Source organism: Clostridia bacterium (genome assembly GCA_012840125.1).
Taxonomy (GTDB): domain Bacteria; phylum Bacillota; class DULZ01; order DULZ01; family DULZ01; genus DULZ01.
This window is the reverse complement of sequence record DULZ01000078.1, coordinates 35,713-57,335: the sequence shown is the minus strand read 5'-3', so window position 1 is coordinate 57,335 and position 21,623 is coordinate 35,713. Positions and strand designations below refer to the sequence as shown.

General features: G+C 56.2%; 18 protein-coding genes. 11 read left to right on the top strand and 7 right to left on the bottom strand.

Annotation, left to right across the window (positions count from 1 at the left end):
- Positions 1-162: 162 nt before the first annotated feature.
- Both GXX34_09105 and GXX34_09100 read right to left on the bottom strand, forming a co-directional pair.
- A complete protein-coding gene (locus GXX34_09105; GenBank protein ID HHW07666.1) occupies positions 163-1,251 on the bottom strand; it encodes an ATP-binding cassette domain-containing protein in 1,089 nt (362 codons plus the stop codon).
- Complete coding sequence (locus GXX34_09100; protein HHW07665.1) at positions 1,248-1,952, bottom strand: ABC transporter permease; 705 nt, start codon at positions 1,950-1,952, stop codon at positions 1,248-1,250. The genes GXX34_09105 and GXX34_09100 overlap by 4 nt, the downstream gene beginning before the upstream one ends.
- Positions 1,953-2,174: 222 nt before the next feature.
- Here GXX34_09100 and GXX34_09095 point away from each other — a divergent pair, with 222 nt between their 5' ends.
- Positions 2,175-2,552 carry a RidA family protein gene (locus GXX34_09095; GenBank protein HHW07664.1) on the top strand — a complete coding sequence of 126 codons (378 nt, stop codon included), beginning with the start codon at positions 2,175-2,177 and terminating at the stop codon, positions 2,550-2,552.
- Positions 2,553-2,623: 71 nt separating this feature from the next.
- Here the strand turns inward: GXX34_09095 and GXX34_09090 are convergent, their stop codons facing one another.
- A complete protein-coding gene (locus tag GXX34_09090) occupies positions 2,624-2,944 on the bottom strand; it encodes a hypothetical protein (GenBank protein ID HHW07663.1) in 321 nt (106 codons plus the stop codon).
- Between the two features lie 364 nt (positions 2,945-3,308).
- Between GXX34_09090 and GXX34_09085 the strand changes: the two genes are divergently transcribed.
- Positions 3,309-4,229: an AEC family transporter gene (locus tag GXX34_09085; GenBank protein HHW07662.1), complete on the top strand. Its 921-nt coding sequence runs from the start codon at positions 3,309-3,311 to the stop codon at positions 4,227-4,229.
- A gap of 109 nt (positions 4,230-4,338) precedes the next feature.
- On the opposite strand, the gene GXX34_09080 is transcribed toward GXX34_09085, so the two are convergent.
- From GXX34_09080 to GXX34_09070, 3 genes are read right to left on the bottom strand one after another with little or no spacing between them, the layout of a single operon-like run.
- Positions 4,339-5,118, bottom strand: a complete 780-nt coding sequence (locus tag GXX34_09080; GenBank protein HHW07661.1) for an N-acyl homoserine lactonase family protein — start codon at positions 5,116-5,118, stop codon at positions 4,339-4,341.
- A 51-nt stretch (positions 5,119-5,169) separates the two neighbouring features.
- Positions 5,170-6,510 (bottom strand): acetyl-CoA hydrolase/transferase family protein, encoded by a 1,341-nt coding sequence (locus GXX34_09075; protein ID HHW07660.1) that lies wholly within the window; start codon positions 6,508-6,510, stop codon positions 5,170-5,172.
- A 6-nt stretch (positions 6,511-6,516) separates the two neighbouring features.
- Positions 6,517-7,965, bottom strand: a complete 1,449-nt coding sequence (locus tag GXX34_09070; GenBank protein ID HHW07659.1) for a 4-hydroxybutyryl-CoA dehydratase — start codon at positions 7,963-7,965, stop codon at positions 6,517-6,519.
- 291 nt (positions 7,966-8,256) lie between these two features.
- Here GXX34_09070 and GXX34_09065 point away from each other — a divergent pair, with 291 nt between their 5' ends.
- Together GXX34_09065 and GXX34_09060 are read left to right on the top strand one after the other, a co-directional pair.
- Positions 8,257-9,591, top strand: coding sequence for a sigma 54-interacting transcriptional regulator (locus GXX34_09065; protein ID HHW07658.1), 1,335 nt, complete (start codon positions 8,257-8,259; stop codon positions 9,589-9,591).
- Between the two features lie 137 nt (positions 9,592-9,728).
- Positions 9,729-10,739 carry a 4Fe-4S binding protein gene (locus tag GXX34_09060; GenBank protein ID HHW07657.1) on the top strand — a complete coding sequence of 337 codons (1,011 nt, stop codon included), beginning with the start codon at positions 9,729-9,731 and terminating at the stop codon, positions 10,737-10,739.
- Positions 10,740-10,769: 30 nt separating this feature from the next.
- Here the strand turns inward: GXX34_09060 and GXX34_09055 are convergent, their stop codons facing one another.
- Positions 10,770-11,795, bottom strand: coding sequence for a hypothetical protein (locus GXX34_09055; protein ID HHW07656.1), 1,026 nt, complete (start codon positions 11,793-11,795; stop codon positions 10,770-10,772).
- A gap of 155 nt (positions 11,796-11,950) precedes the next feature.
- Between GXX34_09055 and GXX34_09050 the strand changes: the two genes are divergently transcribed.
- The 7 genes from GXX34_09050 (at position 11,951) to secA (ending at position 21,606) form a co-directional block, all read left to right on the top strand.
- Positions 11,951-12,364, top strand: coding sequence for a cytochrome C (locus GXX34_09050; protein ID HHW07655.1), 414 nt, complete (start codon positions 11,951-11,953; stop codon positions 12,362-12,364).
- A 7-nt stretch (positions 12,365-12,371) separates the two neighbouring features.
- A complete protein-coding gene (locus GXX34_09045) occupies positions 12,372-13,781 on the top strand; it encodes a nitric-oxide reductase (protein HHW07654.1) in 1,410 nt (469 codons plus the stop codon).
- Positions 13,782-13,964: 183 nt separating this feature from the next.
- Entirely contained in the window at positions 13,965-14,744 is a 780-nt protein-coding gene (locus GXX34_09040) for an enoyl-CoA hydratase/isomerase family protein (GenBank protein ID HHW07653.1), read from the top strand.
- A gap of 469 nt (positions 14,745-15,213) precedes the next feature.
- A complete protein-coding gene (locus tag GXX34_09035; protein HHW07652.1) occupies positions 15,214-16,872 on the top strand; it encodes a long-chain fatty acid--CoA ligase in 1,659 nt (552 codons plus the stop codon).
- A 52-nt stretch (positions 16,873-16,924) separates the two neighbouring features.
- On the top strand, positions 16,925-18,226 hold the full coding sequence (locus tag GXX34_09030) for a DUF362 domain-containing protein (protein ID HHW07651.1): 1,302 nt from the start codon (positions 16,925-16,927) through the stop codon (positions 18,224-18,226).
- Between the two features lie 234 nt (positions 18,227-18,460).
- A complete protein-coding gene (locus GXX34_09025) occupies positions 18,461-18,994 on the top strand; it encodes an IDEAL domain-containing protein (GenBank protein HHW07650.1) in 534 nt (177 codons plus the stop codon).
- A gap of 113 nt (positions 18,995-19,107) precedes the next feature.
- A complete protein-coding gene (gene secA, locus GXX34_09020; GenBank protein ID HHW07649.1) occupies positions 19,108-21,606 on the top strand; it encodes a preprotein translocase subunit SecA in 2,499 nt (832 codons plus the stop codon).
- Positions 21,607-21,623 lie beyond the last annotated feature (17 nt).

The window sequence follows — 21,623 nt, the reverse complement described above, 5'->3', positions numbered from 1 at the left end:
AGAGCGAGGGAGCTCGAGGAAGAACGCCGACCTCTGAGCACCTTAAGGTGCGAATGGGAGGCGTCCGAGAGCGACCGAGCTCATCCCCAAATAGGGCTCCTTGCAGCCGGCGATTAACACCGAACGCCAGAGGACCAGTTTGTAAACACGCTGCAAGACCCCTTATTTCGGGGTCTTGCGCACGATGAGGGTACGGGCGGGATCGAAAACAGCGGTCACTTCCTGCCCCGGCTGGTACCTTTTGAAATAGAATTTCCGGTTGGGCAGGGTGACTACCAGGGGAAACCCGCAGTCCAGGTGGATCTTGGTCTGGGTACCTTGGGGGTGCACCCTGGTGACGGTGCCGCCGACAGCATTCCACTGGGGACCGGGAAAAACGTCCAGCTCGATTTCCTCGGAGCGAATGAGGGCGTAGGCTTCGTCCAGACCGGAGTCCCTGGGGGTGCCGTACAGCCGCAGTTCGGTACCCAGCGGCCGAAACTCCACCTCGTCCTCCGACACGGTGCCCACGTAACCGGGGATGATATTGTCCACCCCCACCAGGGACGCTGCTTGGGCGCTCCGGGGGGAATCCATCACCTCCCCCACGGTTCCCTCTTGAATAACGGAGCCCCGGTAAAGGAGCATGGCGCGATGGGCCATGAGAAACAGCTCGCTGTAGTCACTGGTAGCGTAGATGGTGGTGAGGTGCTTTTGATGGATGATTTCCGCCAGTTCTTCCAGCAATTTCAGCCGGGAAGCCTGATCCAGAGGAGCCAGGGGATCATCCAAAAGCAGTATGTCCGGTTCCAGCACCAGCCCCTGGGCCAGGTTCACCCGGCAAGTTTCCAGGGTGGACAGGCTTTGCGGGTGCCGCTGGGCCAGGGAGCCGATGCCTAAGAGGGTCAAATACTCTTCTACTTTATCCCGGATCAAGCTTTTGGGGGTCTTGCGCAGTTTGAGCCCCAGGGCTACATTGTCCCAGACCGTTGCATCGAAGAGGAGCGGCTCTTGAAACACCAGGGCCAGCCTGCGCCTTAAAGGGAGCAGTTGGGCAGGCCGGTAATTCACCGTCTCCCCGAAAAGGATGATAGAGCCCTGGGTAGGCGGATGTAACAGTCCCAAGGTTTTGATTAATATACTCTTGCCTGAACCGCTTGGCCCCATGATCCCCAGCACTTCCCCGGCTTGTAGCCGGAAGTGGGGGATATTTAACAGGGGATCCCGGTCTTGCAGGAGCAGCAGGTCCTTTACTTCCATCACTGTCTTCATAGTCTCACCCCTCGGCGGTTGATGCAGGTGAGCAGGCCACTGAATAAAAGGACGGCAAGGAAGAGCACCATTCCCAGGGCCAGGGCGACTGCCGGGTCTCCCTGCACCGTTGCCAGGGCGATGCCGGTGGCCATGGTCTGGGTGTAGCCGGGGATGCTCCCACCGGTCATCAAAGCGGCTCCTACTTCGGAGAGGATGCGCCCGGCGGAGACTAAGACGGCCATCGCCAGGACATACCTGATTTCCCACAAGATGAGCCGTACCAGTTGTCCCGGAGAGGCGCCCAAGGCCAGGCCCTTTAAGACCAGCTGGTGGCTGAGCCGGTCAATGCCGGCCATGGTAAACCCGGCGATGATGGGCAAGCAAACCAGGGTGTGGGTGATCACCAGGGCCGCAGGGGTATGGAACAGGGGCACCTGGCCTAAAAGGCCCTGCCCGGGCCAGCACAGGAGGCTGATCACCAGGCCGATTAAAACCGGCGGGCACCCGATGGCGCTCCCCAGTATGGTTGTTCTGGTCTTGTTTTGCCGGGGCCATACCTTTAGGGCTAGATAGGCGCCCAAAGGAGCCCCGATAACCAGGGCCAGCCCGATGGCTGCCGCAGCCACCAGCAGGCTGACTAAGCAAGCGGCCCAGATGTCCGGGGAGGGCTGCAGCAGCAAAGCCAGTGCGCGCTGAAAAGTAGTGATCAAAAACTCCATGTCATCACCGTTAAACGTTGATTTATCCAGCTAAACAAATTCTCGACCTTTCCTTAAAATACCTGCCGGTTGGCGGGAACCGGCAGAATTTGACGCCGGCCCGAAAGACATCATAAACCTGGAAAGCCGGCACTGGATGTTCCCTTTCTTTACTAATATCGGATCAAAATGATAGAATAAAATGGTTAGGGATATAAATAACGGGAAAAGAGGTGGAATAAGATGCAACAACCGGTGATATCTGATAAGGCCCCGGCTGCTATCGGCCCTTACTCCCAAGCGGTGAAGGTAGGCAACTTTGTCTTTACTTCCGGGCAGTTAGGCATAGATCCCCAAACGGGTAACCTGGAAGGGGACATCAAAGCCCAAACCCGGCAGGCGCTGCTGAACTTGCAAAGCGTGCTGGAGGCCGCCGGCAGCGGCCTGGACCGGGTAGTGAAGACGACGGTCTTCCTGGCCGATATCAACGAGTTTGCGGCTATGAACGAAGTATATGCCGGCTTCTTTAAGGGCGTGCCGCCGGCCCGGTCTGCGGTGCAAGCCGCCAACTTGCCGAAGGGGGCAAGAGTAGAAATTGAAGCCGTGGCGGTGATTGGATAAGGCTTAGCTAAAGGCCCTGGGAAAGCATCCCGGGGCCTTTCTTCGTAGGGGATGGCGCGGTGCGGCCTTTATTAGTACTCCGGTTGGCGATTGCGGGCCCGGCTGAGGCTGACGCGGCGGTCGAAAACCTGGTCCACCACCCTCAGGGTTTTTTCCGTGTTGTCCAAAGACGGGAAAATTACATAAGACTTGATTGCCGCTTCTACTTCCCGGCGGACGATCTGTTGCAAGAGCGCCGTATTCTGTTCGTAAATCCTCTCCTCCAAGCCTCGGTTGATCAAGTACCGGATGGTTTCCGATAGAGTTTCGCCCCTTTTGCCGGCGATCAATTTGATTTGCTCCAACATGACCGCCGGCATTTTTACCGTTACGGACTTGAGCTGCGACGTCATCCTACCCCTCCTCTCTCTACCGGTTATACCTACTTCATCCCTTGCCGGGTGAGGCTTAACAGGATGCAGCGGCTGCCGTTGTCTTACCGGTCGCGCTGGATCAAACATCAAAGCAAAACCCATGCCAATCCCCGGGTTGGTGTGAAATTGGCGCACGGGAAAGGTGTACGGCCGGCAAACTGCCTGCCGGGATCCAGTCACCGGTGTCCCTTTGAGACAATCTTTTTCATTTTGGTACATCTCCTTCCCCCGGCCGGCATACCGCATCCTGGAGAAATGTGGCTTGTGGTAACAAGGGAATTGCTATAGAATAGAAATCGGTTTAAACATATCACGGCAACGGAGCAGGGACGGGATGACTTAGATGGAACAGTTAAGCGCCAGTATTGTCGCAATGTTTGGTATTTTAATCTTGAGCTATGGAGCCAAGCAAGCCAGGCTGATGCCGGCTGACACCAACGGGGTACTTTCTTCCTTGTTATATAACGTGACTTCACCTTGCCTTATCTTTACTTCCCTGGCTGCCGGGCCGGGGATGGAAGTGTTGCGGCAAGCCCTGGTGATGGCCGGCGTGGCATTTGTCTATTGCGGTTTAGCCTGCCTGGTAGCTTTTTTCTTTTTGCGTAAAACACCGCCGGGGGATAAGACCGGCGGGGTCGTTGTTTTCTCCTCTATTTTCGGGAATACCGGTTTTATGGGGATTCCCTTAAGCTACATGGTTTTTGGCAACACGGGGGTGGTGATGAGCGCCCTGTACGACCAGGTACATAATCTGTATATGTATACGGTGGGCGTCAGTCTCCTCGGGGTGAAAGGTAAGAATTTCTGGGAGACGCTGGTCAGCCGGTTCAAAGAACCGCCCCTGGTGGGTTTTATGGCCGGGTTGCTGGTCCTTTTGTCCGGCATCGAGATTCCCGGCCCCGTGCTGCAGCCGGTGAAGATGCTCGGGGATGCCACTTCCGCGCTGGCCATGTTCACCATCGGGCAGTTTATGGTTTTGAGCGGTTTCCGCCAGTACCAACGTCTCAAGAAACTGCTGCTGGTGATCGGTCTCCGGTTGGTGCTGCTGCCGTGTATTGTTTTGAGCATGACGAGTTTGCTGCCCCTTTCCCCGCAAGTCAGGGGAGTGCTAGTGATCATGGCGGCCAGCCCGGCGGCGGTCATGAGCGCCATTTTGTCCCAGAGATACGACAAGGATTACGAGTTTGCCGTGATGGCGGTGGTGGCCACCACGGCTCTCAGTGTGGTGAGCATGCCTTTGATCATGATGTTGTTGCCAATGTAATAGGTGCTGGGGAAGACCGATGCCGGCTGAAGGGCGGCGGAAGGAAAATAGGCTGACCCGAAGTCAGCCCTTTCTGTTATGGCGGTGGGGCCGGGATGGACCGGAAAAGCTATTTGTAAAACTCCGGTGCTTTCTTGAACTCTTGCCAGCCTACCGGGTCATGGCCGGTGACAATTTTCACTCCCAGTTGGTCCCGGAGGTAACGCATGCGGCGGATGGAGTTGACGGCCTCCGTCGGTCCCCAGCACAGACCGGGGAGCACGTCTTCATTGAGGTTTTCCAAAGTGTAGCAGGAATCCCCGGTGAGGAACATGGGACCCGTTTCTTCCAGGTTGACCAGCAAGGATTGATGCCCTGGGGTGTGTCCCGGGGTGAAGTAGATCACGATTTTACCGTCTCCGAAGAGGTCAAACTTGTCATCCCGCCAGCCTTCCAGGATAAACCAATCCACGTCCTTGTCAAAATCCGCCCGGATGTAGGCGCCCTTCATGTAGAAATCAGGTACATAGGCGAAATGCAATTCATCCCGCTGGACCACGTACTTGGCATTGGGGAAATGGCCTACACCGCCGGCATGGTCCAAGTGGAGATGGGAGAGGATCACCCAGCTAATATCTTCCGGTTGGACGCCGGCTTTCTTGATCTGGTTCACTACCCACTGGTCCTCCGTCATCACCGGGTCATAGGCGGCCACGATGCTGCCCCAGTGCTTATGTTTATCGATGGCTACTTCCAGGGCATTGCCCGTATCAAAGAGCACGTTGCCTTGCGGGTGTTTGATGAGGAAAAAGGGGACCGGGACATCGAAAGGCTCCAAGAGGCCGCGGCCGGCGGTAAAGTACTGTTTTTGGCTCTTCAAAATACCGCATTCGAAAAAGTACAGTTCCATAAACCCTTTCCTCCTTTTTTTCTAATGATTCCTCCGTGTTTTCAAACCACATCAAGCGCTTAAGATAATATATCTCCTCTGTTTCACCTCCTCCCTGAGTTCCTTCCGAAAGTCGGGATGGGCGATACTGATGAGGGCCTCGGCCCGCTGGCGGAGATTCTTGCCCCGTAAATCCGCCACCCCGTATTCTGTCACCACGTAGTGGACATCGTTGCGGGAAGTGGTGACGGCGGCCCCTTCGGTCAGGCTGTTGACGATGCGGGATACCTGGCCGCCGGCGGCGGTGGAGGGCAGGGCAATGATGCCCTTACCTCCTCTGGAGCGGCTGGCGCCCCGGATGAAATCCACCTGCCCCCCCACGGCGCTGTACTGCCTAAAACCAATGGTATCGGCGCAGACTTGCCCGGTCAGGTCTACCTGGAGAGCGGAGTTAATGGATATCATCTGGTCGTTTTGAGCAATGATCAGAGGATCGTTGGTATAATCCACCGTGTGCATTTCCACCATGGGGTTGTCGTCCACGAAGTCGTAAAGCTTGCGGGTGCCCATGAGGAAGGTGGCAATCATTTTCCCCCGGTGGATGGTCTTGCGCCGGTTGGTGATCACGCCGGCTTCGACTAGGTGGACCACCCCGTCGGAAAACATCTCCGTGTGGATGCCTAAATCATGTTTGTTCGCCAGGAATTTGAGTACCGCATCGGGGATGGCGCCGATGCCGAGCTGTAGCGTAGCCCCGTCCGGGATGAGGGAGGCCACATGTTGGCCGATGGCTTCTTCCACCGGGCCGATGGCGGGGGGGCTCAGCTCAATCAAGTCATCCTCCGTCTCCACAATGTAGTCCACCTGGGATACATGGATGAAGGCGTCTCCCATGGTGCGCGGCATCTTGGGGTTGACGGCGGCAATGACGGTCTTGGCATGCTGGGCTGCCACCTTGGTATAATCTACCGAAACGCCGAAGCTCATAAAACCGTGCCGGTCAGGGGGGGAGAGCTGCACCAGCGCCACGTCCACCGGCAAATATCCTTCCCGGAACAGCCTGGGTATTTCCGAGAAATGGCAGGGAACCAAGCTGGCCCGTCCTTCATTGATGGCCTGGCGGGTGGTGCTGCCGGCAAAAAGGGAGTTATGGAAAAAATGCTGTGCTACTTCCGGCCGGCAGTACTTGGCGGGTCCCATGGCGACCATGTGGACCACCTCTACGTTCTCCAGTCGGAGGCCTCTCTGAAACAGTGCCTCGCTCAGGGTGGGGGATTCCCCGCAAGCATGAGCCAGGACCACCCGGTGGCCTGATTGCACCACTTCCAAGGCCTGGGAGGCAGGCACTTTCTTGGCTTCATACTCAGTTCTCCAGGTCACTGGACATCCCACCTTTCCACAATTTCCTGTCATATGCCGTTATTCTTTTTCAATTCCCGCCAGGATCCGGGCCAATTGCTTTTTGTGTTCCAGGTTCGACTGGCGAGCAATCATGATCCGCTGGGCTTGGGGGGACCCGGCTCCGTGCATGGATTCCGTGCGGTAACCCACCGCTGCCGTGCCGAGGGTGATATTCTCAATCAGCCGCAGCATCCGGAGCCGGTGTTCCGTGGGTACGCCGGATACTCCTTTAAGGTATTTTTCAACATACTTGCCCACTTCCGGGTGCCGCAGGTCTTTTTCCGAAGGCATGGTGACCATTAAGCCGCCGGCAATATCTTCCGCCAGCCGGGCGATTTCATAGGGGAAGCGGGTGACGTTTTGCTTGCATACATTAGCCAGCAGCAAATCAATGAGATAGGTGCCGGAGGCCGTGGGCCGGCCGAGGCAGGAGCAGGCGATGCCGCAGGCGTAGAGGGTTTCATTTAAATGAATCATCTCAATCAATTTCTCTTTAATGTGGGACGCCTGAGCGGTGCCGTTGTACTCCGCCACCTGGGCGGCAGCACCGATCAGTACATCGCCGACCCCGACCTTGCACCCGCCGTAGCTCTGGCGGTGGTACCCGGCAAAACGCTCCACCATTAGGCCCGCAAACTGGTACTCCCCGCACATGAAAACTCTCTCCCAGGGTACAAAGACCTCGTCAAAAACCACCATGCACTCATGGCCGCCGTAGCGGCAGTTTCCCACGTCGATGGTGCCGCCTTCCAGCTTCCGCGTATCCGAGGATTGCCGGCCGTAGATATAGATGATGCCGGGGCTGTCGGCGGGGACGGCAAAGGAGACCGCATAGTCTCTGTCTTCTTCCCGCATGGCTCCGGTGGGCATGACCAAGATCTCATGGGAACTGAGAGCGCCGGTCTGGTGCACTTTGGCGCCGCGCACCACAATGCCCCGGTCATTCCGGTCCACCACATGCAAGTACAAGTCGGGATCTTCCTGCTGGGAGGGTCTTTTGCTCCGGTCCCCCTTGGGATCGGTCATGGCGCCGTCAACCACCAGGTCTTGTTCTTGCACGTATTGCAGGAAGGCGCGAAAACGCCGGTGATAACCGGTGCCCAAGTGATCGTCCATCTCCCTGGTAACGCTGTCTACGGCGTTGAAAGCGTCGAAGCCGACGCAGCGCTGGAAACAGGAAGCGGTTTTTTGTCCCATGAGCCGGAGCATTTTTACTTTTTTGACCAGGTCTTCCGTGCTTTGATGCAGGTGGGTAAACCGGTTGATTTGTTTGCCGGTGAGGTTGGAAACGACCGTCATTAGTTCTTCGTATTCCGGCTGTTGCGCCAGTTCGTAGGTTTTGGCTACCGCGTTAATGGAAGGCCGGATCATGGGATGGTCTACCACATTCTCGACCTTTTCGCCAAACAGGTAGACCGCCGGTTTTAATCGGCGTAAGCTTTCCAAGTACTCCTGAGCTGTCAACATGGGGCATGCCTCCTTGCTGTTTTTCACCCGGACATAGCAAAAGCCGTGCCTGAGCCCGGAACCCGGGGAAAGCTTAACTTTGCGGCCGGAACCGGCACGGCAAGGGCGCCTGGTTACGTCGTCTCCTGTGCACTTTTGCACAGCGGGAGAGCAAACTTGCATTATGCAAGAATATTCGGACAGTTAAATTGACAAGGCTGCAAACCCGGTGCTATGATGGGATTACCAAGTGTTTCCCGGTGGTGGACAAAGGCGAAACTTATTTGGGGCAGGCGGTAGGGGGTGGACAAGATGGATCTGGCTCCGCATGGGCAGGGACAGGGCGGCAGCGACCCGGTCATGGCTATGTATTTCACCAACGGCGAGGCTTATACTTTAGGGGTCAATAAAGAATACGAGCATTTGACGGGAATATCCCTGGTGGACGTCAAGGGTAGGCACATGAGGGAATTGGAGAACATCTTTTTTAGACCGTCAGTGACGTTAAGGGTTTTGGAGCAGAAAAAGCCGGTGACCACTGTCCAGCAGCTGCTGCGGAGTAATAAGAAGCTCTTGGTTACCGGCAATCCCATCTACAACCAGGACGGGAAAATTACCATGGTTATTACTCTGGTCCGGCTGCTGGAGGAACATGGTTATTGCCTGCGGGCCATGTCCCCGGCCAAACCCAAGTATAGAACCTTCGGAAAGATGGTTTTTAACAGCCCGGTCATGGGAGAGGTCGTCGATAAGGTGGCCAAGATCGCCGCCAGCGAGGCCAATGTCATCGTGACGGGAGAATCCGGCGTCGGGAAAGAGTTAATCGCCCACACTATCCATGAGTTGAGCCCGCGGAAAGACGGGCCCTTTGTGGTGGTTAACCTGGGGGCGATGCCGGAAAACCTGGTGGAGTCCCAATTGTTTGGATATACCGGGGGTGCCTATACCGGAGCGGATCCCAAGGGAAAGGCGGGGTTGGTGAAAACCGCCGCCGGAGGCACCCTCTTTTTAGATGAAATAGGGGAATTGCCCTTTGGTTCCCAGGTCAAACTGCTAAGGCTCTTGGAGCAAAAAGAGATCATTCCCCTGGGAGGCCACCGGGCCGAAAGAGTGGATGTGCGGGTGATTGCTGCTACCAACAGGAACCTGGCCCAAATGGTCAGGGAGGGCACTTTTCGTCGCGATCTCTTTTACCGCCTTAATGTGTTTCATATTCATATTCCTCCCTTGCGGGACCGGGTAGAGGATATTGAGGCCCTAAGCGGCTATTTTTTAGAAAAGGCCAACGGGCAGTACAAGACCGGCAAAACATTTTCCCCGGAGGCGCTGCGGGTGCTGCGCCATTACGGATGGCCGGGCAACATCCGGGAATTGAAGAACGTGATTGAACGCCTCGTCGTCCTTTATGACTCCGTCCAGATTACTCCCCGGCAAGTGGAAACGGAGCTGGCCGGAAGCGGCGCCTTGTGGGAACCGGTTGATATCTGGGAAAACGGCAGTTTAAATCAAGCCGTCAGCCGTTTTGAAAAAGAATTTCTCACCCGGAGCCTGAAGAAATACGGTGATCCGGAGACCTGCGCCCGGGCCCTGGGGGTACATCGCACCACCCTGCTGCGGAAGATGCGGCGCTACGGCATTACCTGGTGATGACGCCGGCTGTGGTGTGCCCGGCGGGTGACGCCGGCCTGTCCGAAACCCGCCGGCTGTGATCCAGGACACAGCTTGCGGGAAAAAAGTGGTCTATAATGAGCCTGAGCTATGTAAGAACGGCAGGAGGTTTGGTCATGCAAAGGTTAAAGGATTGGGACAGGCGGCAGCTCAGGCTGGTGCGCAATGCCGTCCAGGTTAGCCTGGGGCTTATTCTCTTAGCAGCCGGTTATCGTTTTTACCTGTTTGTGCAGCATTTTGACACCCTGGGGACGGCTCCCTTCCATCCCCGGCCTCCCATCGTGGAAGCTTTCCTACCCATCGGGGCACTGGTGTCATTTAAGTTGTGGTTGACCACGGGCTTTTTTGATCCCATTCACCCGGCGGCCTTGTCTATTTTCATCACGGTCCTTTTGACAGCCTTGTTGTTTCGCAAAGCATTCTGCAGCTGGATCTGTCCCATTGGGACCATTTGTGAAGGGGTGCACCGGGTGGGGGAACAGTTCGTGCCCCAGTGGCGGCTACCCCGGTGGTTGGCTTACCCGCTCTTGGGTCTCAAGTACTTGCTGCTGCTCTTTTTTGTGAAAATTATTATCATCGACATGCCGGTGATGGCTTTAGTGGGTTTCATCAACAGTCCCTATTACAAAATTGCCGACGCTAAAATGCTGGACTTTTTCTTAAGTATAAGCCCTTTGACGGCGAAAGTGCTGCTGGTTCTATTGATCCTGTCCTTGTTCATCAAGAACTTCTGGTGCCGGTTTCTCTGCCCCTACGGGGCCCTATTGGGCATCATCAGCTGGTTCAGCCCAGCCGCGGTTCACCGGGATGGGGAGCGCTGTATCCACTGCGGCAAGTGCGACCGGGCTTGTACCTATGACATAAAGGTATCAGGCCAACAAGCGGTCAGGTCCCCGGAATGTACCGGCTGCTTGGACTGCGTGGCGGCGTGCCCGGTGGAGGGCTGCCTGGAAGTGCGCTGGTGGAGGAGGAGACCGGTGCGCCCATGGCTTTTCGGCGGGCTGGTGGTAGGTTTCTTCCTGCTGGCTATCGGGGTGGCCAAGGCTACCGGTCGCTGGGAGACGGTTTTGACCCTGGAGGAGTACGCCGTCCTTTTACCCCTGCGCCACTTGACGGGACACCCGTAAAGCAAAACGCCCCAACAGCGGGGCGTTTTTTTATGCCAGCCCGTAGGTATCCCGCAGTCTGGCTGACAATTCTTTCAACCAGGCAAAGGAACGTTCCACGGTGGCATAGCCGTCCAAGTTGATGAGGCAGCAGCGGGCGGGAGCCAGCCAGGACTGGCGCAGGAGCTGCTGCCGGTCGATGCCCTTGCTTTCTAAGTAGTGAAACATCTCTTCCAATTTGTCCAGCAGTACGGTAGTGTCCAGTTCCTCTAACTCCTCCGTCAAAGTGGGGGTGATCCCCCAACTGATAATGCCGCCCCGGTCTAAGAAGCGGCGGAATTCCCCGGCGTAGCGGGTGATGACGTGGCCCCACTGGAGGAAATCGGCGGAGATAATGTCCAGGTCCAGGTCAAAGAGGAAGGACCAGTCCGGGTTGCCGCACAGGTGCACTCCTTTGGGTCCGGGGATGTTGGCCAAGAACTCCAGGTAATCTTGTTTCGCTCGTTCCGCCGGGTAGCCGGTGTAAGCGGAAAAAACCATTTCCAGTCCCGGTTCATCCACCCAGACGAAAGCCCGGGGATGAAGGCGGCGCAATTCTTCCACCTGTACTGTGATCTTTTTGGCAAAGAAGTCGAATAAGAACTGCCGCATTTCATCGTGATAAATGAGAGGGGTAAAAGTAGGGTCGATAATTTTCAAACCAAAGCTCACCGGGCCGATGAGCTGCCCCCGGATGTAGGTGTATTTAGACAAGTCCTGGGCCAAGAAGGCATGGTAGACCAATGATTGCTCCTCAGTCAACCGGAAATAGTCGGGGTCTTCAAAGTGGGCCACATAGTGCTCTAATTCCGCGTAAAAGGCGTCGGTGTCGACGGTCACCGTCCGGGCGGCTGCATCAATTCTAATCCCGGGAAAGCCGTGGGCTGCTTGGACGTACATGTCTTCCAGGTAGCTGACCCGGGGCAGTTGGGGCCAAAAAGGAATATCCAGGGACAGGGCCAACGCCAGCGCCTGCTGCACATCCGTATGGGGCAGGATGCCCATGGCCGTGGTCTGGCAGTTACCAATTAAATTCATCCTCCGCACCTCCTATACTTAAGTAGATTATACCTGTTTTTGGCCGGGTTGGCAGTGATTTCAATCACAGTCTGCGAAAGTTGGCGGCCGCATTAATTGCCTGCTTTAGGGAATAATGTAACCTGAAGTCAATCCATGGCGGGGGAGGCAAGTGGATGCGGGGTTCCTTAACTCTGTTCCTGGTGGTATTGGCAGTGACCGTTGCTGCCTTTGGCGGCCTGGTGGTCCATTCCCTGCATGAGCTGGACCCGGCCGGCGTTCCGGAGACGGTACGGCTGGGCAAGCAGGTATGGCAGGAAAAGGCTTGTGTGGAGTGCCACACCGTGTTAGGACACGGGGGCTATTTCGGGCCTGATTTAACCAAGGCTTGGATCAAGTACGGTGCGGAGGGGCTGCAGGACTTTTTCCGGGACCCGCCCTTGCTGCCGGCAGCCGTTGAAAAAAGGCACCTGAACTTGAGTGAAAGGGAGACGGAATTGCTCGCCCATTTTCTCCGGTTTGTGGCCGGGATCAAAAGGACCGGTAATTGGCCGTTACAGCCCCCTTTGCTTTCCCCCGCAGGTAAGTGAACGTGGGGTGGGTATTGTGTTGACCTGGCTGCTCCGCAGGTGGCGGCGGAAAAAACGGCATCCCGTACCGCAATTATCCCAGGTGCCCCGGTATGAGACGGCTAAAGCCGGGTATCCTTTTTGCTTACTGGCTGTCCTGCTGTTCGGGTTGCAGGGGTTGGTGGCCACCGCCGGGGCCTTGGATGTGGTATTTCCTGACCTGCCCAGCCCCATCTCCTTTCCCAACGGGAGAGCAATCCACTTGAATCTAAGCCTGCTCTGGCCTTTACTGGGATTGATGGGAGGTGTCTATTACTTTTTCCCGGGGGAAGCCGGGCGGGATTTGTACAGCGAAAAGCTGGCCCGGGGCCAGTTCTGGCTGACGGCGGTGGTTTCCCTGGCTATTTTAGGCACGCTGGCCTTGGGGATTAATGAAGGCAGGGAGTATTTTGAAGCCTGGCGCCCTTTGAGAGCCGGTCTGCTGGTGACCATTGCCCTTATGTTTTACAATCTCCTGCGCACTTACCTGGGCCCCGGGGTGCCGAAATTACGTCCTACCTTGATCAGCATTTTGCTGGGCACCGGCTCTTTAGTTCCCCTTTATTTCCCGAATTTATTATCATATGGACACCAAACCCGGGATGACTTGGTGCGTTTTTGGGTGGTGCATTTATGGGAGGAAATGAGCTTGGAATTGGCCGGCACCGGCGTCATCGCGGCTTTATTGTTAACCATGACCCGGGTGCGGCGGGAAACCCTGGCGGCCGTTATTTACCTGGAGCTGGCTCTGGTAGTCATGACCGGTATCTTCAGCACCGGCCATCATTACTACTGGATCGGCCTGCCCTCCTACTGGCTCACGATTGGGCTGGTGTTCAGCGGGGGCCAACTGATCCCGATCCTTCTCTTAGTCATCTCCACCGTGAAGACCCTGGCGGTGAGCGGCTTCCGGGAGTTACCCACCAATGGACGGCTCGCTTTGGCGTTTTTGGGAGCTAGTGCCTTTTATCATGTCACCGGCGCCGGGTGCATGGGGTTTGTGCTGGCGGTGCCGGGTATCAATCGCTGGCTTCATGGCACTTATCTCACCTCGGCCCATTCCCACCTGGCCCTAGCGGGGGTGTTCGGCTTGCTGTCCCTGAGCCTTTGCCTTTACATCATGCTGCAAGGTCAGCAGGTGAGCAAAAGAGAACAGCAAGGCCTGTGGCTGTCGTTTTTGCTGGTCAACGGTGGGCTGTTGGTGATGGGAGGAGGCTTGGCAGCCGCCGGAGCTTTACAGGTATACCTGCACCGGGTGGCCGGGTTAGAGTTCGGCACCGTCGCCGGTCTGATCAGGCCCTATCTCCTGGTCAGGGCCTTGGGCGGGATTATTTACGCTGCAGGCAGCACCTGGCTTACCTGGTTAGTGCTCCGCGTTGCCTGGCGGCGCGTGATCTAGCGCCGGCTTTTGGCCGGCCGGATGACTGTCGTCCCCTGAGCCGAGACCACCGGTGCCCGGGATGCCCTCCGTTTTTTGATCATGGACCGGCTGGTAAGAAATGCAAAATTTGTGGGAGGGACAGAAGGGATTCGGCTCGTGAAACCAGAAAAAAAGAGTAAGGCGCCGGAGGAGGGAGAGAAGATGCATTTTCAGACCATTAAAGTGGATATCAAGGAAGGGCTCGGCATCATTACCTTAAACCGCCCTGAAGTGCTCAACGCCCTGAACAACCAGGTCTTTCAAGAGCTGGCGGAGGCGGCAACAAGTCTGGGAGCCCGGGAGGAAGTACGGGTGGTGCTGATCACCGGCGGCCCGAAGGTTTTTGCTGCCGGGGCCGATATCAAGCAAATGGTGGAAACCGGGGCCGTGGAGATGGCCATGGCGGATAAGCCTTCCCACCGGGCCTTGGCCATCATTGAAAACCTGCCCAAGCCGGTGATTGCCGTCATGGCCGGGTATGCCCTCGGTGGCGGGCTGGAGCTTGCCCTGGCGGCGGATATCCGGATCGCGGCGGATAACGCCCAGTTGGGGTTGCCGGAAATCAAACTGGGCATTATTCCCGGAGCGGGAGGCACCCAGCGGCTGCCCCGTTTAATCGGAGCCGGATTAGCGAAGGAGTTGATCTTCACCGGGGATTTCCTCAGCGCTGAGGAAGCCTGGCGCATCGGGCTGGTGAACAAAGTGGTGCCCCTGGAAGAACTCTTCACGGAAGCGGAGAAGCTGGCGAAGCGCATCGCCGAGCGGGGAGCCATTGCCCTGCGGATGGCCAAGGCCGCCATCAATGAAGGCCTGCGCATGGATTTGGAGGCCGGTCTCCGGTACGAGCACCAGTGTTTCAGCCTGCTTTTTGCTACGGAAGATCAGAAAGAAGGCATGAGAGCTTTCGTGGAAAAGAGGAAGCCCCAGTTCAGGGGCCGGTAGCAGGGACAGGGGAGCCGCCGGTGAGGGGAAGAAAACAGGACCGGAGGGAAGGCCTTAAGGCGCAACCTCTAAGAAGCCGGCGGCAGGGTTCTTTACATAATATTCGGAATTGTCTGATGAAAAACGTTCCCATAGATTTGACCGGTATTGACCCGGCTTACTATATCGCCATGGAGGGTTATCAGGAAAGCAGGAGTCCGGGGGATAAGCTTTTCCCCCGGTGGTGGAAAAGTTTGTGAAAAACGAGGGGGCCGGAAGACCGGAAATGGCTTTTCCACTTACGAATTTAGGAAGGCAGGCATCAGGGAAGTTTAGCGGCGGGATGTCCGGTGGGGGCCGGTGACCGCTGGCATTGGGGGTGGTCAGGAAACAATTGAGGGCTTTGCGCGGGTTGCCTGAGGCATAATTTACCGGGGAGATCTAATATCTTGGCATTGAGACATGCATTTTAAGAAAAGGGGGACTGTTCATGGAGAACAAGGTTTGGGTGAAAAGCTATCCTGCCGGTGTCAGGCCGGCCATCGAGTATCCTGAGATGTCCTTGGGACAATTGCTGGATCAAACGGTGGCCAAAGTGCCCGAACATGTGGCCATGATTTTTGCCGGCCGGGAAATCACTTACGGCCTGTTTGGAGGGCTGGTGAATCGCTTTGCCAATGCCCTGGCCAAGCTGGGAGTGCAAAAAGGAGACCGCATTGCCGTCATGGGGCCGAACTGCCCCCAGTGGGAAATTGCCTACTTTGCCATCCTGAAACTGGGTGCTATTGTGGTGCAGACCAGCCCCATGTACCTGGAAAGGGAATTATCCTTCCAGATGAAAGATGCGGGAGCCGCCGGCATCGTGGTGATGGATGCCCTTTACCCACGGGTGAAGAACGTCCGGGAGGAGACGGGTCTCCGGTTTGCGGTCACCTTTAGCTTCCAGGGGCAAAAGATTGAAGAAGAGGGCGTCTACGATTTTGATACCTTGATCGCCCAGGCGGAAGCCGGCCCGCCCCAAGTGGAGATTGACCCGGCCGAAGACATCGCCGTCCTGCAGTACACGGGAGGGACCACCGGGGTTTCCAAAGGGGTGATGCTGACCCACCGCAATTTAGTGGCCAACTGCTACCAGATCCTGGCCTGGTCCATCGACACGGAATTTGCCAAGGAGCGGGTTTTGACCGCCCTGCCCATCTTCCACGTGTATGGGATGAGCATGTGCGTCAATTATGCGGTGGCAATTGGCGCGACCCAGATCATCGTGCCCCGCTTTGAGGTGGAGGAAATCCTGCAGGCCATCGAGCATTACCGGCCCACTTCTTTCCCGGGGGCGCCGGCCATGTATATCGCCATCAACAATCACCCCCGGGCGGCAGCATACGCCGATGCCCTGGCGGAAATCAAGCACTGCATCAGCGGTTCCGCTCCCCTGCCGGTGGAAGTAGCCGAGCAGTTCAAGAAATTCACTAAGGGCAGGGTAGATATCGCCGAGGGTTACGGTTTGTCGGAAGCGTCCCCGGTGACCCACTGCAATCCCCTGGATCGTCCCAGCCGCCCCGGTTCCATTGGGCTGCCCTTGCCTGATACGGAGTGCGCCATCATGGACCTGGAGACGGGCACCAAACCCCTTCCCCCGGGAGAGATAGGCGAATTGTGTATCCGGGGCCCGCAAGTGATGAAGGGTTACTGGAACAACCCGGAAGAAACAGCCATTGCCCTGCGAAACGGCTGGCTTTATACCGGTGATATTGCCAAGATGGATGAAGATGGCTATTTCTACATTGTCGACCGGAAAAAAGACATGATTTTGGCCTCCGGTTTCAATGTCTATCCCCGGGAGATTGAAGAAGTCTTGTACGAGCATCCTAAAGTGAAAGAAGCGGCGGTGGCCGGGATCCCCGACCCGAAACGGGGTGAAACGGTTAAGGCTTATATCGTGCTCCAACCCGGTGCCGAGGCGACGGAAGAGGAATTCATTGCTTACTGCCGCTCCAAACTGGCTGCGTATAAAGTCCCCCGCTATGTGGAATTTAGAGACTCCCTGCCTCGCACCGCCGTGGGCAAACTGCTGCGCCGCTTGCTGGTGGAGGAGGAAAAAGCCAAGATGGAGAGCGCCGCGGGAACGGAGGAACGGCAGGGAAATTAAGTAAACAGGGAGAATAGTATCCGGTAACAGTACGAGAAACGGAGTGAACGACATGGCAAAACCGGTGGTCTCCATCGTGAAAGTAGAGGACGTTTACCGGTCCCTGCGGGAGAGTCTAATCCTGTGTGATGGGCTCGGCGGGTTTAAACCCGGCGACAGGATCTTGATTAAGCCCAATATTGTCAGCTGGGATTTTGACCTGCCCTTTCCTCCCTTCGGCGTGGTCACCACCAGTGCCGTGATGGCGGCGCTGGTGCGCATCCTGGCGGAGGAAGGTTTTCGGGATATCACCATCGGCGAGGGCCCCTTGCCCCAGCTATCCCCCAAGGGGCGGGACATTTACCGGGCCTTGGGCTACGAGAAGCTGGCGGAACGCTACGGGGTGAAGCTGGTGGATTTCAATGAAGAGGAATTTGTGACCGTGGATTACGGCGACGGCTTTCGCTTCAATATCGCCAGGCACGCTCTGGAGGCAGACAAAATCATCAATGTACCGGTACTGAAAACCCATAACCAGGCGAAAGTCTCCCTGGGCATCAAAAACCTTAAGGGTTGCCTTGACCAAATTTCCAAACAATTCTGTCACGGGGAGGGTCCGGCAGACTTGCACCGGACCTTTCCCCGGATTATCGAAAAACTGCCGGTGGCATTGACCGTCATTGACGGTATTTTTGTCCTGGAAAAAGGGCCGGCTCCCACCGGCAAAGCTTATCGCAAGGATCTTTTGATAGCTTCCAAGGACCCATTTGCTTGCGACCTGGTGGGGACACTGATCCTGGGTTATGATCCCGGAGAAGTGGAATATTTAGTGTCTTATGCCCGGCGCCGCGGGTACAGCCTGGCGATCAGTGATTACGACCTGGCCGGGGAGAAATTGGAGCGGCACCGGCAATTCATCAATTACGACTGGGAATGGACGGAGGAGAATACGGGCCCGAAGGGGTTTGCCCGGCAGGGGATTACGGGGCTTGCGGTGCGGAAATATGATGATACCTTGTGTACCGGTTGCTCGGTCCAGTATAATCCCATGCTGATTCTCTTGTCTTCCGCCTACAAAGGGAAGCCCTTTCCCAACCTGGAGGTGGTGACCGGCAAGAAGCAGCTGGCCTCACCGGGCTTTGATCATTCCGTCTTATTCGGCAAATGCGCCGTCCACTTGAACAAGGACAATCCTCATATCAACCATGCAGTCAAAATCCCGGGCTGCCCGCCCAAGATCGAAACATTCATCGAGAAAATGGCGGAAATAGGGATTGACTGTGATTTGCGGGAATATGTCCGGTTCCGGCACTACCTCTTTAACCGCTACAAAAAAGAGGAAGGGTTTGATTTAGGTTTCTGGACCGTCAGTTGATGTGTTCAGCCCCCCGGGCCGGCGGCTACCGGCCGGAGGGCTTCTTATTTGGCGGATTGTGTGATTAATTACACAAGTCTCCAATCCTTCCGGCAGGCGGCGGTAAAAGCTGTTTCTGAGTTGGCCGGCTTGTCCGGGCCGGGCATTTGGCAATACTTTAGAATAAACTGAAAAAAGTGGTGTTGGTACTGGAACATTCCATTGCCCGGCAGGGAGAAACCCTCTAGAATATAGTTGAAGGTGGTGAACTCTGTGGGTCATTCCATTGCCGAGAAAAGAGAGTTAATCTATTGGTTTCTGGACAGTCACCGGTTGGCGGCTCCAGGTGCGGAAATGATCCTGCGCCGTTTATTATCCAGCGATGCCTTGTTGGAAAGGACCGTGCCTGTCAACCAGGTACCTCTCCAGGGCAATCTCCTGCTGGTGGCCGCCAGGGGGACTTACACGTATCCTTTTGTCCTGCGCTTAAACGGGCAGGTCATATACGAAGTGGAAAAAGCTTTGGAACTATTGGAAACGGAAGAGTGGGATACGCTGCAGTTATATCTTTCTATTAACCGGTCCTTTTTCTGCCAATTCTGCGCCGCCAGGGAGCAAACGGTGGAGGAAAATACCCAGGCCAGGCAGGAGTTGACCCGGGAGATGCTGCTGGCCATGATCGACCAGGCTTTGGATCACCGGGACCGGAAGGCCTTTGAGGTGTTGACCGGTAAACTCAAGCAGATAGAGGAGCAAAGCGCCAAGAAGCAGTCCTCGGGGTGCCAGTAAAGCCGGGCCCGGCCGGTGAGTTGTAATTAAAGGATATTAGTGATAAAATAATGTAATGCAAATTAGGGGAACCTGATAGGTTCCTTCTCTTTTTACAAGGGGGCATATATGCAATGCTCAAGTTTTTCAAGAACCTGCTGGACGATAACACGAAGGAAATCAAACGCCTGAATAGAACGGTGGAGCAGATCAACGCGCTGGAGCCGGAGATCAGCCAGCTGTCTGACGAGGCCCTGAGGAATAAAACACAAGAATTTCGCGGGCGCCTGGACCGGGGAGAAACCTTGGATGCTCTTCTCCCGGAAGCCTTTGCCGTGGTCCGGGAAGCAGCCCGGCGGGTGCTGAACATGCGCCATTTTGATGTACAGCTCATGGGCGGCATGGTCCTGCATCAAGGCCGGATTGCGGAAATGAAGACCGGGGAAGGTAAAACCCTGGTGGCTACTTTGCCCGCTTACCTGAATGCTTTAACCGGCAAGGGAGTCCACATTGTTACCGTGAACGATTACCTGGCCCGCCGGGACAGTGAATGGATGGGCCAGATCTACCGGTTTTTGGGCATGGAAGTGGGCTTGATTGTGCACGGCTTGAGCTTCCAAGAGCGAAAACAAGCTTATGCGGCCGACATTACTTACGGGACCAACAATGAATTCGGTTTCGACTATTTGAGGGATAACATGGCCTTGTCCCTGGACCAGGTGGTACAGCGGGACCTGCACTACGCCATCGTGGACGAAGTGGACAGCATTTTAATTGACGAAGCCCGCACCCCTTTAATTATTTCCGGTCAAGCGGATAAACCTACCCAGCTGTACTACACCGTGTCCAGGATCATCCCCAGGCTCAGAGCCGGGGACGATTACACCGTCGATGAAAAAGCCCGGGTAGTCACCTTGACGGAACAAGGGGTGGCCCGGGTGGAACAGATGCTGGGCGTTGAGAACCTCTACGATGATACCAACACGGAACTGAGCCATCATGTGAACAATGCCTTGAAAGCCCACGTGCTCATGAAGAGAGACCGGGATTACGTGGTCAAAGACGGGCAGGTCATCATTGTGGATGAATTCACCGGGCGGCTGATGTACGGCCGCCGGTACAGCGAGGGGCTGCACCAGGCCATTGAAGCCAAGGAAGGGGTCAAGATTGAAAGGGAAACCCAGACTTTAGCGACCATTACTTTCCAAAATTATTTCCGCATGTACAAAAAGCTGGCCGGGATGACCGGTACCGCGAAAACGGAGGAGCAGGAATTCATCAAGATCTACGGCATGGACGTGGTGGTCATCCCCACCAACAAACCCATGATCCGGATTGATCATCCCGATGTGGTTTACCGGACGGAAAAAGGCAAGTTTGACGCGGTGATCCGGGAAATCGAGGATTGCTACCGCATCGGGCGGCCGGTGCTGGTGGGTACCGTGTCCATTGAGAAATCGGAAATGCTGAGCGAGGCCCTCAAGAAGAAGGGTATTCCTCACCAGGTGCTTAATGCCAAGTACCATGAGCAGGAAGCGGAAATCGTCGCCCGGGCCGGGCAAAAGGGCCAGGTGACCATCGCCACTAACATGGCCGGCCGCGGCACCGATATTGTCCTCGGCGAAGGGGTGGTGGAGCTGGGCGGCCTGCACATCATTGGCACGGAGCGCCACGAATCCCGCCGCATTGACAACCAGCTCCGGGGCCGGGCGGGCCGGCAGGGGGACCCCGGTTCCAGCCGGTTCTACATTTCCCTGGAAGACGACTTGATGAGATTATTTGGCTCGGACAACATTGCCGGGCTGATGGATAAGCTGGGCATGGATGATGATACCCCCATCGATCACCCGCTGATTTCTAAATCCATCGAGTCAGCCCAGAAGAAAGTAGAAGCCCGCAACTTCGAAATCCGCAAGCACGTCCTGCAGTATGACGACGTGATGAACCAGCAGCGGGAAGTCATTTACGCCCAGCGGCGCCGGGTGCTGGAAGGGGAAAACCTGAAAGACAGCGTGCTGGACATGATCGATACGGTTATCGACCGGACCGTGGACCGGTTTGCCGTGGTGAGCGAGTACCCGGAAGAATGGGATTTAGCCTCCCTGCTCCAGTATGCGGAGCAGACTTTCCTGCCGGGGCATACCTTGACCCCCGATGACTTGGCGAAGATGGAAAAAGAAGAGATCAGGGAAATGTTTCACGCCAAGGCCCGGGAGCTTTACGAAGCCCGGGAACAGGAAATCGGGGCCGAAACCATGCGGCAGCTGGAGCGCATGATCATCTTGCGGGTGGTGGACACCAAGTGGATGGATCACATCGATGCCATGGACCAGCTGCGGCAGGGGATCGGTCTGAGGGCTTACGGCCAGCGGGATCCCCTGGTGGAATACCGCTATGAAGGCTATGAGATGTTTAACGCCATGATCGCCGATATTCAAGAAGACGTTACCCGCCTCATTTTCCGGGTGCGGGTGGTGGAGCAAAGAACCGGGCCCACGAATCTGGTGGAAAACAAGTACGCGGAGGAAGGGGCCAAGCAGCCCATCCGCAAGAAACAAGAAGTGGGGCGCAACGACCCCTGCCCCTGCGGCAGCGGCAAGAAATACAAGAAGTGCTGTGGTAAAAATGCATAACCGGGAGGAGCTGATCG